This is a genomic window from Bradyrhizobium sp. CCBAU 45384, assembly GCF_028128665.1.
In the GTDB taxonomy this organism is placed as follows: domain Bacteria; phylum Pseudomonadota; class Alphaproteobacteria; order Rhizobiales; family Xanthobacteraceae; genus Bradyrhizobium; species Bradyrhizobium manausense.
This window is the reverse complement of sequence record NZ_LBIZ01000066.1, coordinates 1-11,613: the sequence shown is the minus strand read 5'-3', so window position 1 is coordinate 11,613 and position 11,613 is coordinate 1. Positions and strand designations below refer to the sequence as shown.

Below are 11,613 nucleotides of genomic sequence, written 5' to 3'. Positions count from 1 at the left end.
GAGCAGGCGGATGCGGCGGTGCAGCCGCGGGGGGCGGTGCGGCCGGGGGCTTGGGCGCAGCAGGCGGTGCAGCGGGAGGCGGCGTCGCCGGGCGGGCGGCAGGCGCACCGGGCGGCGGTCCCTTTGGCGCTTCCTTCGGAGGCTGCTTCGGTTTTCCGTCAGGGCCCGTCTCCGGCTGGGCCTGCGCGACCACGAGCGGCGGCGCGCTTTGCGCATGAGCTGCGGAGCCGGCAAATTGCATCGCGGTCAGGGCCGTCGTGGCGAGCAGCACGAAACGAAGGTTGGTCATGTGGTTGAACTTCCCCGGAAGGTTCTTTGACGATGTGAAGTCGGGTGATGAACAGCTACGCGTTAGGCTGGATTGTGGCGGGCAAAGACATTGCGTCGCGATTTATTTCTGCATGCAAATCATGTCACGAGGACAACGTTCATTGCGTATTCAGGCGTGAGTCGCAATCGCCTCAGATGTGATTGCTCTCGTCTCACATGTGACACAAGCGACGAATTGGCATCCGTCGCGGGATTGGGTGCGAGCGGACCGTTCGGTCCGCGCGATGGAATCTCTTCAGGGATGCGGCCTGGCAATTCATCAGGTCGCGGCGATTGCCCGGGCTCGTGTACCGGCGGCGTGATTTCAGGCTGCGGATTGCCCGGCGGGATGCCGGGCGGCGGCTCGGTCGGCGTGCCGGGTGTCGATGGCGGTATCTCGGGCGGTTCGATCGGCATCGGCAGCACGGGGATCAGTTGTCAGGAGAACGACAACGATAATGCGGCGCCGATGTTCCGCCTCACCCTGCCCTATTCCGGCGCGTGGCAGACGGCCTCGATGTTGTGGCCATCAGGGTCGAGCACGAAGGCGCCGTAATAGTTCGCGTGATAATGCGGGCGCAGGCCGGGCGGCCCGTTGTCGCGGCCGCCTGCCGCCATCGCAGCCTTGTAGAACGCGTCAACCGTGGCGCGGTCTTTCGCAGATATCGCGACATGCACCGGCTCGTTCATCGCGCCCTTTCCCTCGATCCAGAAATCGGGCTTGCCGTTCGCGCCGAAGCCGGCGGCCGCGGCGTGACCGGTCTGCTCCGCCGTCACTTCCATGATCATGCTGTAATCGAGCGGCGCGAGCGCCTTCGCATAGAACGCCTTCGCGGCCTCATAGTCGGAGACGGAGAGGCCCAAATGATCGATCATCGTATCCTCCTTGGGTTCGGCGTCAGCGCGAGAGGAACGTATTGCTGCGCGTCTTGCGCGCGACGGTAAAGCCGCGCGCAACCATGTCAGCGATACAATCCTGCTGCCATTCGTTTTGTGACAGATGCTCGATCACGACGGCGCGGGGCCACAGCGATGGGGGCGCGTCGCGGAAGAATCCGATCAGCACGCGGTCCTCGAATCCCTCGACATCGATCTTGAGCGAATCGACTTGGGTCACGCCGGCCTCGTCCAGAATGCGTGTGAGCCGCAGCGACGCCACCTTGATGGCTTCAGCGCTGGCCGCGCCGGTCACGACATGCGTGGCGCCGAGATTGCCGCCGCCGCTCTCGATCATCAGCTCGCCGTCGGCAGCTCCCGCGGCCGCCTGCACCAGGCGAACCTGCGTCGCTTTCGAAGCGGAATGGTTGAACGAGAGCCGGCTGAAGGTGAGGGGATGCGGCTCGATCGCGACAACCTTGCCACCGGGCCCGACCTGCCGCGCCATCACCAAAGCAAACGTGCCGACATTGGCGCCGACGTCGACGAACGTGCCGCCGAAAGGTGTGTGCTGGCGCAGGAAGTCGAGCTCGTCGATGTTGTAATCGGGATTGAACAGCGCGCCGCGCTCGGTGGCGCTGCCCTGATGGTAGAAGCGGAACGAAGCGCCCTGATATTGCACGTCGACCGGGCCGCTGCGCAGCAGATGGACCAGCCGCGACATCCAGGGCCGGAACGCGCCGCGCTTCAGCCCCGATCCCTGCACGAGCCTGATAATCGCGGCCTGCGCCGCGTTGGGCGCGAACGCGCCGAATGGCGCAGTCGAAAGGGAATTGTCGGGCGTCAAGCAGGCGGTCCTCGTTGCAGGCGGCGCATGCATAGCCGGTTTTGTTGGGGACTCCAATCGAGGGTTTTGTAGCCCGGATGGAGCGCAGCGAAATCCGGGATTCCCGCCCTGCGAACAGGCCTTCCCGGATTGCGCTGCGCTCCATCCGGGCTACCGATCTCACGCCGCCTTCCGCTGGCGCAGGAATCGCCCGAGCAGCCTGCGCCGGCCCTTGCGGGGAATCAGGTCGATATCGCTCACGAGCTTGGCGCCGCCCTTGTGGCGCTCCAGCACGATCTTGCGGCTGTGGAAGGCCTCCAGCTCGACACGATGCGCGACGCTGATGATGGTCGCCTTCGGCAGTTCGTCGGTGACCATCTGCATCATCTTGTCCTGGCTCTTCTCGTCGAGCGCCGAGGTCGCTTCGTCAAGCACGACGATATCGGGGGTGTGGAGCAAGAGCCGCGCGAAGGCGAGGCGCTGCTTCTCGCCGCCTGAGAGGGTCTGATCCCACGGCCCTTCTTCGGCAATCTTCTCCTTGAGATGATCGAGGCCGACCTTGTGCAGGGCCTCGCCGATCTCCTCGACAGTCCAGTCCTCCTCGGCGCCGGGATAGGCGACCGCGCGGCGCAGACTGCCTGAGGGCACGTAGGGCCGCTGCGGCAGCATGAACAGCCGCCGGTCGGGATGGAAGTTGACGCTGCCGCCGCCCCATGGCCACAGGCCTGCGATGGCGCGCACCAGCGTGCTCTTGCCGGTGCCGGATTCGCCGGCGACCAGGAGCCGCTCGCCGGACTCGATCACCACCTCGGTCTCGCCGACCACGGCGGTGCCGTCGTCCAGCGTGACGGAAAGGTCGTGCAGCTCCAGCATCGCATCGTTGCTGGTTTCGCCGCGCTTGATGCGGCCAAGGCCGTCGCCCTGCTCGGCACGCTCGAGGCCGTCGAGCGACATCATCAGCGAGGCGATGCGGCGCGCGCAGGCGTTCCAGTCGGCGAGCCTGGGATAATTGTCGACCAGCCAGCCGAATGCGCTCTGCACGATGGTGAAGGCGGAGGCCGCCTGCATCACTTGTCCGAGGCTCATGCTGCCGTCGAGGAATTTTGGCGCGCACAGCAGCAGCGGCACGACCGGCGCAACGAGGCTTGAGCCCTGCGACACCAGCGTGGTCCGCATGTGTTGTCCCGCGAGCCGCGCCCATTGCCTGAGCACGTTGGAAAAATTGCGATCGATGCCGCCGCGCTCTTCCTCTTCGCCGCCGAGCAGCGCGATGCTCTCGCCGTTCTCGCGCACGCGTGTCAGCGTGTAGCGGAAATCGGCTTCCGCCTGGTTCTTGTCCTCGGAGACCTGCACGAATTGACGGCCGATCACCATGATCGAGCCCGAGGCGATCGTGGCATAGAGCACCGCGGCGATCACGAGGAAGCCCGGTATGGTGATGGCGGAGCCGCCAAGCGTGACGGTCAGCGCGCCGCCGATGGTCCAGAGCACGACGATGAAGGTTGCCGCGGACAGCAGCGCCGAGGTCACCCCGGCGATAAAATCGACCGGCGAGTCGGTCGCGATGCGCAAATCCTCGGCGATCCGGTATTCCGGATTGTTGTGGTCGCCGCCGACGAGGTTGAGCTGGTAGTAGCGCCCGTTCGCGAGCCAGCGTGTCAGCACGCTATTGGTGAGCCAGGCGCGCCAGCGCCGCTGGATGCCCATCCGCGCAAACACCTGGACGACAGCGAGCGCGATACTGCCGATGGCGAGCGGGAAGAACACGGCGCTGAGGTGGAAGACGGTGGTCGCATCGCGCTTCTCGATGGCGTCGAAGATCGCCCGATTCCAGACATTGATGCCGTATTGGAAGCCGACGGTGAGAACGATCAGCACGACGAGGCCGATCGAGAACGGCCAGGCCAAGCGGTCGCCCTTGCGGCTCCAGAAGCCGCGCGCACTGATCCAGAAGCGGGTGAGGAGATAATCCCTGCGCGCCTGCTCGACCTCCTCGGGCGTAAGCTCGGAATCGGGCTCGAGCACTTCCGGCGGCGGCGGGGCGACGTCATCGCCATTCTCGCCGGTAATCTTCACGATGGGCGGTGTCTTGCCCGGCTCACTGTTTCGGACCCGCTTCTGCATGAGCCGACAACGCGAGCCGGTTCCCTCGGGTTCCTGATCTCACTCGGCGGCGCCGTCGCGCACCCGTTTCACGCGCGCCGCGCGGTGCAGGACCCGCGACAGCTCTTCGATCGAATAGGGCTTTTGCACCAGCTCGAAGCCGGCGATGCCGTCCTGGGACAGAGCCTGGCTATAGCCGGTGGTCAGCACGATAGGTGCGCTGATGCAGCGATCGCACATCGCCTGCGCCAGATCGAGCCCGGTCATCCCCGGCATGACGACGTCGGAGAAGACGACGTCGAAGCGATCGGCGTGGCTAACAAGTTCGGTGAGCGCGTCGGTGGCGTTGTCGACCAGCGTGATGCTGTAGCCGAGCTCGGTCAGCCCGTCGGCGGCGAAATTGCCGAGCTCGATATTGTCTTCGACGACCAGCACCGACATGCCGCTGCCGGCGACGGCCGGGGCCGTGGTCGGCGCCTGGCTCGGGGGCAACAGATCGGCCGGCACGCGCGGCAGATAGAGCGAGAAGGTGCTGCCCTGGTCGACCTCGCTGACGACGGTCACTTCGCCGCCGGATTGCCGGGCGAAGCCGAACACCTGCGACAGGCCAAGGCCGGTGCCCTGGCCGACCTGCTTGGTGGTGAAGAACGGCTCGAAGATCCGGCCCAATTGGCCTGCGGGAATGCCAACGCCGCTGTCGCTGACGGTGATGCAGATGAAACCGGGATTTTTCAGGGTCTGGCTGCCGGAGAGATGCGCGAGTGTATCCGGAACTGATGTCGCCGCGTGCACCGTGAAAACGATCCGGCCCTTGCCCTGCATGGCGTCGCGCGCGTTGGTCGCCATGTTGATCATGGCCGTCTCGAACTGGCCGGCATCGGCGCTGACGAGGCAGGGCTCGGCCGGCAGCTGCGTGACGATCTCGATCGCAGGCCCAAGCAGCGTGGAGAGCATGTCGCGCAGCGATCGCATCCGTTCGCCGACGTCGAACACTTCGGGCTTCAAGGTCTGGCGCCGCGCAAAGGCCAGCAGCTGTGAGGTCAGCTTGGCCGCGCGCGCGACGGCCTCCCCGATCGCCGTGATGTAGCGCTGCCGCCGCTCCTCGCTCAGTTGCGGGCGGTTCAACAGATCGACCGATGCGCGGATCACGGTCAGCAGGTTGTTGAAATCATGCGCGACGCCGCCGGTGAGCTGGCCGAGCGCCTCCAGCCGCTGGCTGTGCTTGAGCGCCTCCTCGGCCTCGCGCCGCTTGGCAGCTTCGAGCTGCAGATGCTGGGTGCGGCGGAAGGCGAAGGCCAGCAGGATGAACAGCAGCGCGGTGGCCGGCAGGCCGAACACCAGATGCTGGCTGATGGTCGTGAGCCAGCGGCCGCGGATCGCCGAGGTCTCGAGGCCGGCGCTGACATAGATCGGATATCCGGCGACGCGCCGGTAGCCGATGCGCCGCTCCAGACCGTCGGTCGGCCAGGCGATGGTCAACAGCCCATGGACGGGATGGGCTGCGATGCTGCGGCCGACCTGACCGTTCGGATCGAGCCGGAAATCGCGATCGAGCCGCGGCAGCTGCGCCAGCAGCACGCCATCAGTGCGGCCCATCGCAAAGAAGGAGCCCGGATCGCTGCCGATCCTGGCGTAAAAGCTCTCGAAATATTCAGGCAGGACGGATGCCTGGATCACGCCGATGAAGCTGCCGTCGTCCGACGAGCGGCGGCGGCTGACGCCGAAGAAGCGCGCGCCCTGGTAGGGCGGGCGCGGCGTCAAGACGGTGCCGATGAAGGTTCCGATGCTCTGGTCGACATGGGAATAGAAATAGTCGCGGTCGGCAAAGCTCTGGTTCGGCGGCGGCGAGGCCAGGCTGTTGACCAGCGCCTTTCCGTTGGCATCGAAGATCCAGGCGGATTTGAGCTGCGGCAGCGCGTCGGCGAGTTGCTTCAGGCGCTTGTGCAGGGCGGATTCCCGCGACCGGATCGTGTCGTCGGGCAGGTCGCGCACGACCTCGTTGAGCTCGGCCAGGCTCCGGTCGATGGTCTCGAACACCTTGAGCGCGTGCTCATGCGCGACATCGAGCGTCCGCTCGATCTCACGGTCGGCGATATCAACCGTCGAATTGTAGGAAATCGTCGAGGCAATGGCGAAGAGCGCAATGGGCAGCGCCAGGGATGCCGCCATCATCCACTGCAGCAGTCTCAGCGAGTTGCGTTGTGCGCCCTGCACGGTCGCTCCGGTCCCCCGACCGGAGAGCTTACTTGAATCTCGCGTCAGGAAGGAAGCGGCTTGTGATGGGAACCGGAGGTTGTAGGCCGTTGAATCGCCCGCGACACGAGATGGAGCGAATTTAAGCCGAATTGTTCCAATCGCAGATTGCCCCCGGCCGCCCGGGCCGGGGCAGAGCCAGCGTCGATGCGGCCTAGATCTGGCGTTCGACCATCTTGAGCTTGAGCTCAGCGATGGCCTCGGCCGGGTTCAGGCCCTTCGGGCAGGCCTTGGCGCAGTTCATGATGGTGTGGCAGCGGTAGAGGCGGAACGGATCCTCGAGATTGTCCAGCCGTTCGCCGGTCGCCTCATCGCGTGAGTCAGACACCCAGCGGTTGGCCTGGAGCAGCGCGGCCGGGCCGAGATAGCGGTCGCTGTTCCACCAATAGCTCGGGCAGGAGGTCGAGCAACAGGCGCACAGGATGCACTCGTAGAGGCCGTCGAGCTTCTCGCGGTCCTCGTGGCTCTGGCGCCATTCCTTCTGCGGCGTCGGCGAGGTCGTCTTCAGCCACGGCTCGACGGAGGCGTATTGCGCGTAGAAATTGGTGAGGTCCGGAACTAGGTCCTTGACCACCGGCTGGTGCGGCAGCGGGTTGATCTTCACCGCGCCGTCCTTCACGTCGTGCATCGAGCGGGTGCAGGCCAGCGTGTTCTGGCCGTCGATGTTCATGGCGCAGGAGCCGCAGACGCCTTCGCGGCAGGAGCGGCGGAAGGTCAGCGACGGATCGATGTGGTTCTTGATCCAGATCAGGCCGTCCAGCACCATCGGACCGCAATCATTGACGTCGACGTAATAGGTGTCGACGCTCGGATTCTTGCCGTCGTCAGGATTCCAGCGATAGACGCGAAACTCGCGCGTCTCGGTCGCGCCTGCGGGCTTCGGCCAGGTCTTGCCGCCGGTGATTTTCGAGTTCTTGGGAAGTGCGAATTCAACCATTGCTCTAACCTTTCGTCATTCCGGGGCGATGCGCAGCATCGAACCCGGAATCTCGAGATTCCGGGTCCGGTCCTTCGGACCATCCCGGAATGACGGCTACTGTTGGATCAATACACGCGCGCTTTCGGCGGGATGTACTGCACGTCGTTGGTCATGGTGTAGTCGTGAACCGGGCGGTACTCGATCTTGACCTTGCCCTTGTCGTCGAGCCAGGCCAGCGTGTGCTTCATCCAGTTCTGGTCGTCGCGCGCGGAAAAGTCCTCGCGCGCATGCGCGCCGCGGCTCTCGGTGCGGTTGGCGGCCGAGTTCATCGTCACCACCGCCTGCGAGATCAGATTGTCGAATTCCAGCGTCTCGACGAGATCCGAATTCCACACCAGCGAGCGGTCGGACACGGCGATGTCGGTGATGCCGCTGTGGACCTTCGCGATCAGGTTCTGGCCTTCGCTCAGCACTTCGCCGGTGCGGAACACGGCGCAATTGTTCTGCATCACGTGCTGCATGCCTTCGCGCAGCTTTGCGGTCGGCGTGCCGCCGGAGGCATAGCGATAATGGTCGAGGCGGCCGAGCGCGAGATCGGCCGAGTTCGCCGGCAGCTCGGGCTGCTTGCCGTTCGGCGTCAGCTTCTCGGCCAGGCGCAGCGCCGCGGCGCGGCCGAACACGACGAGGTCGATCAGCGAGTTCGAGCCGAGGCGGTTGGCGCCGTGCACGGAAACGCAGGCCGCTTCGCCGATCGCCATCAGGCCGGGGATGACGGCGTTGTCGTCGCCGTCCTTCTTGGTCAGCACTTCGCCGTGATAGTTCGTGGGGATACCGCCCATGTTGTAGTGCACGGTCGGCACGATCGGGATCGGCTCGCGCGTCACGTCGACATTGGCGAAGATCTTGGCGGATTCGGAGATGCCCGGCAGGCGCTCGGCGAGCACGGCCGGATCGAGATGGTCGAGATGCAGGAAGATGTGGTCCTTCTTCTTGCCGACGCCGCGCCCTTCGCGGATCTCGATGGTCATTGCGCGCGAGACGACGTCGCGTGACGCCAGGTCCTTCGCCGAGGGCGCGTAGCGCTCCATGAAGCGCTCGCCTTCGGAGTTGACGAGGTAGCCGCCTTCGCCGCGGGCACCCTCGGTGACCAGGCAGCCCGAACCGTAAATGCCGGTCGGGTGGAACTGCACGAACTCCATGTCCTGGAGCGGCAGGCCGGCGCGCAGCACCATGCCGCCGCCGTCGCCGGTGCAGGTGTGCGCCGAGGTGCAGGAGGCATAGGCGCGGCCATAGCCGCCGGTGGCGAGGATCACGGTCTGGGCGCGGAAGCGGTGCAGCGTGCCGTCGTCGAGCTTGAGCGCGATGACGCCGCGGCAGGTGCCCTGGTCGTCCATGATCAAATCGATGGCGAAGAACTCGATGAAGAACTCGGCCGCATGGCGCAGCGACTGGCCATACATCGTGTGCAGCATGGCGTGGCCGGTGCGGTCGGCGGCGGCGCAGGTGCGCTGCGCCTGGCCCTTGCCGTAGTCCATGGTCATGCCGCCGAACGGACGCTGGTAGATCTTGCCGTCCTCGGTGCGCGAGAACGGCACGCCCCAATGCTCGAGCTCGTAGACCGCCTCGGGCGCGTTGCGCACCATGTATTCGATCGCGTCCTGATCCCCGAGCCAGTCCGACCCCTTCACGGTGTCGTACATGTGCCAGCGCCAGTCGTCCTTGTGCATGTTGCCGAGCGAAGCGGAGATGCCGCCCTGGGCCGCGACCGTGTGCGAGCGGGTCGGAAACACCTTGGTGATGCAGGCCGTCTTCAGGCCGGCCTCGCTGCAACCGACCACGGCGCGCAAGCCCGCGCCGCCGGCGCCGACCACGACGACGTCATAGGTGTGGTCCTCGATCGGATAGGCTTTGCCGTTGGTGGCGGGAGCGCCGTTGGCCTTGCCATTCGTCTCGTTGGCCATGGCTTACACTCCGGATGACAGTTTGATGATCGCGTAGGTCGAGGCGAGCGCGACGGCGATCGAGAAGAAATTATTGAGCATGATCGAGATGAGCTTCAGCTTCTCGTTGTGGACGTAGTCCTCGATCACGACCTGCATGCCGATCTTCATGTGCCAGGCGCTGGCGATGATGAAGAGCAGCATGATCACCGCGATCGGCAGCGAGCCGAGGATCACCTTGGCGCCGGCCTGGTTGCTGCCGAGCGTCATCATGACGACGATGATCACCGGCAGCATCAGCAGGGTCATCGCAACGCCGGTGAGGCGCTGGCGCCAGAAATCAGAGGTTCCCGAATGCGCGGCGCCGAGATTGCGGACGCGGCCAAGCGGGGTGCGCATGCTGCGCTTCGGCGTATCGCTGGCGCTCATCGTATACCTCCGATCGCGTAAGCGATGATCCAGATCAGAACCGTCAGCACGATGCCGCCGATCAGGGCCGCCCAGGTCAGCGCCTCGCGCTCATTGGCCTTGAAGCCGAAGCCGAGGTCCCACACGAAGTGCCTGACACCGCTCAGCATGTGGTGCATCAGCGCCCAGGTGTAGCCGAACACGACGAGCCGGCCGATGATGCTGCCGGTGAAAGCCTGCACATTGGAATAGGCGGCGGCGGAGCCGGACGCCGCTGCGATCAGCCACCAGGCCAGCAGCAGGGTTCCGACGTAAAGGGCGATACCAGTGGCGCGATGGACGATGGACAGCGCCATCGTCAACGTCCAGCGGTAGACTTGCATGTGTGGTGAAAGCGGTCGTTCGATCCGTGCGGTCATGGGCTTTTGATGTTTATGGCGGCCCAGCCGGGCGCGCGCGGGGATCGCGAAAGGTCGGCTCTATTTACGGAGTCGATTTCGCCTGCGCAATCACCAAATCGCCATAAATCGAACCGGCGTTCAGCTCTACGGCGTTGATGCATCAAGCCAATCAGGGCCTTGGTATACCAGAGCAATGGTGCACCGGCGAAAAACAGAACGTCTGTTCATCCTTTGTGGCGGCCGTTGAGGCGCATTGAAATTACTATTGGAACGGCTCCAAGTTGCCGACCGGCTGTCGAGGTTCGAACCAGTCAGTTCATGGCGCACCGACCGCTTGGCAAGCTTGCGTGTCATTGCCAATTTCCGCGAGACGCATCGATTTTCCGCAAGGCGGCGGATATGCGCCGTCTGCAATCCACCCAAGATCGTCGGCGTAGCGTGTCGACCGCGCGAATCGGATCGCCTACAGCTTCGCGCGCAGCTCGTCACGTCGTTGCGAATCGGAAAGTTGCGGCGCGCTGCGGGCGGGTCCCGATGATCGCAGGTCTTGATATCAAGGAACTCGTCGAGCTCGCGTTGCTGCTGATCGCAGTCGGCGCACTCTCGGGATTTCTCGCCGGCGTGTTCGGCATTGGCGGCGGCGCGATTCTCGTGCCGGTGTTTTATGAATGCTTCCGCATCGCCGGCGTGCCGCTCGACGTCCGCATGCCGCTCTGCGTCGGCACCTCGCTCGCGGTGATCATTCCCACATCGATCCGTTCTTTCCAGGCGCATTACAAGCGCGGTGCCGTCGACATGTCGATCCTGCGCGCCTGGTGGCTGCCGATTCTGATCGGGGTGATTGCCGGCAGCGTGGTCGCGCGCTATGCGCCGGAGCGCTTGTTCAAGATCGTGTTCGTCGTTGTCGCCTATTCAGCCGCCATGCGCCTCATCTTCGCGCGCGAGGCCTGGAAGCTCGGTGACGACCTGCCGAAGGGTCTGCTGATGCGCATCTACGGTTTTTGCGTCGGCATCCTGTCGACGCTGATGGGCATCGGCGGCGGCCTGTTTTCGAACCTCTTGATGACGTTTTACGGTCGGCCGATCCACCAGGCCGTCGCGACCTCGTCGGCGCTCGCCGTGCTGATCTCGATCCCCGCCGCGGTCGGCTACATCTATGCCGGCTGGCCAGCCGCTGCGAATTATCCCGCCGTTGCAGCGCTGCAAATCCCCTTTGCACTCGGCTACGTCTCGCTGATTGGCGCCGTGCTGGTGATGCCGATGAGCCTCGTGACCGCGCCGCTCGGCGTGAAGGCCGCACACGCGATGTCGAAGCGCACGCTGGAGGCCGCGTTCGGGTGCTATCTCTTCATCGTCGGCAGCCGGTTTGTGGTGAGCCTGGCGGGCGGACAGTGAGTGTGGCTGCGTAGGGTGGGTTAGCCGTGCAGATGCGCGAAGCGTATCTGCTCGGCGTAACCCGCCACTTCTGTCACCGCGGAGACCAAAGCGGTGGGTCACGCCTTCGGCTAACTTTGGTGTTTCAGGAGGTTGTCCATCTGGTCTGAACCGAGGAAGCTGAGGTTGCGAAGCTTCAACGTT

9 protein-coding genes and 2 pseudogenes are annotated in these 11,613 nt (G+C 64.8%); 1 reads left to right on the top strand and 10 read right to left on the bottom strand.

All coding sequences use genetic code 11. From position 1 onward, the window contains the following. From XH80_RS03350 to sdhC, 10 genes and pseudogenes are all read right to left on the bottom strand, one after another. Nucleotides 1-289: pseudogene (locus XH80_RS03350) on the bottom strand (OmpA family protein); the annotation flags it as partial. A 218-nt stretch (nt 290-507) separates the two neighbouring features. Then, nucleotides 508-726 (bottom strand): annotated as a pseudogene (locus XH80_RS03345) (hypothetical protein); the annotation flags it as partial. Between the two features lie 72 nt (nt 727-798). After that, nucleotides 799-1,185, bottom strand: a complete 387-nt coding sequence (locus tag XH80_RS03340; protein ID WP_271597326.1) for a VOC family protein — start codon at nt 1,183-1,185, stop codon at nt 799-801. 22 nt (nt 1,186-1,207) lie between these two features. Then, complete coding sequence (locus tag XH80_RS03335) at nt 1,208-2,065, bottom strand: FkbM family methyltransferase (protein ID WP_442869102.1); 858 nt, start codon at nt 2,063-2,065, stop codon at nt 1,208-1,210. 126 nt (nt 2,066-2,191) lie between these two features. Continuing rightward, nucleotides 2,192-4,135: an ABC transporter ATP-binding protein/permease gene (locus XH80_RS03330; protein WP_271597324.1), complete on the bottom strand. Its 1,944-nt coding sequence runs from the start codon at nt 4,133-4,135 to the stop codon at nt 2,192-2,194. 39 nt (nt 4,136-4,174) lie between these two features. Then, nucleotides 4,175-6,328: a hybrid sensor histidine kinase/response regulator gene (locus XH80_RS03325; protein ID WP_271597323.1), complete on the bottom strand. Its 2,154-nt coding sequence runs from the start codon at nt 6,326-6,328 to the stop codon at nt 4,175-4,177. Between the two features lie 193 nt (nt 6,329-6,521). Beyond that, nucleotides 6,522-7,304 carry a succinate dehydrogenase iron-sulfur subunit gene (locus XH80_RS03320; RefSeq protein ID WP_057752396.1) on the bottom strand — a complete coding sequence of 261 codons (783 nt, stop codon included), beginning with the start codon at nt 7,302-7,304 and terminating at the stop codon, nt 6,522-6,524. Nucleotides 7,305-7,411: 107 nt separating this feature from the next. Then, the gene (gene sdhA / locus XH80_RS03315; protein ID WP_271597322.1) at nt 7,412-9,247 is read right to left on the bottom strand and encodes a succinate dehydrogenase flavoprotein subunit; all 1,836 of its coding nucleotides are present in this window, start codon (nt 9,245-9,247) and stop codon (nt 7,412-7,414) included. Nucleotides 9,248-9,250: 3 nt separating this feature from the next. Continuing rightward, on the bottom strand, nt 9,251-9,655 hold the full coding sequence (gene sdhD, locus XH80_RS03310) for a succinate dehydrogenase, hydrophobic membrane anchor protein (protein WP_057752399.1): 405 nt from the start codon (nt 9,653-9,655) through the stop codon (nt 9,251-9,253). Further along, the gene (gene sdhC / locus XH80_RS03305; protein ID WP_057752402.1) at nt 9,652-10,053 is read right to left on the bottom strand and encodes a succinate dehydrogenase, cytochrome b556 subunit; all 402 of its coding nucleotides are present in this window, start codon (nt 10,051-10,053) and stop codon (nt 9,652-9,654) included. The genes sdhD and sdhC overlap by 4 nt, the downstream gene beginning before the upstream one ends. Before the next feature lie 516 nt (nt 10,054-10,569). Between sdhC and XH80_RS03300 the strand changes: the two genes are divergently transcribed. Beyond that, on the top strand, nt 10,570-11,430 hold the full coding sequence (locus XH80_RS03300; protein WP_271597321.1) for a sulfite exporter TauE/SafE family protein: 861 nt from the start codon (nt 10,570-10,572) through the stop codon (nt 11,428-11,430). The last annotated feature ends 183 nt before the right edge of the window (nt 11,431-11,613 follow it).

Coding starts and splice junctions, on each gene's coding strand:
- XH80_RS03340 (WP_271597326.1), bottom strand. CDS start 1,185: ATGATCGATCATTTGGGCCTCTCCGTCTCCGACTATGAGGCCGCGAAG.
- XH80_RS03335 (WP_442869102.1), bottom strand. CDS start 2,065: ATGCATGCGCCGCCTGCAACGAGGACCGCCTGCTTGACGCCCGACAAT.
- XH80_RS03330 (WP_271597324.1), bottom strand. CDS start 4,135: ATGCAGAAGCGGGTCCGAAACAGTGAGCCGGGCAAGACACCGCCCATC.
- XH80_RS03320 (WP_057752396.1), bottom strand. CDS start 7,304: ATGGTTGAATTCGCACTTCCCAAGAACTCGAAAATCACCGGCGGCAAG.
- sdhA (WP_271597322.1), bottom strand. CDS start 9,247: ATGGCCAACGAGACGAATGGCAAGGCCAACGGCGCTCCCGCCACCAAC.
- sdhD (WP_057752399.1), bottom strand. CDS start 9,655: ATGAGCGCCAGCGATACGCCGAAGCGCAGCATGCGCACCCCGCTTGGC.
- sdhC (WP_057752402.1), bottom strand. CDS start 10,053: ATGACCGCACGGATCGAACGACCGCTTTCACCACACATGCAAGTCTAC.
- XH80_RS03300 (WP_271597321.1), top strand. CDS start 10,570: ATGATCGCAGGTCTTGATATCAAGGAACTCGTCGAGCTCGCGTTGCTG.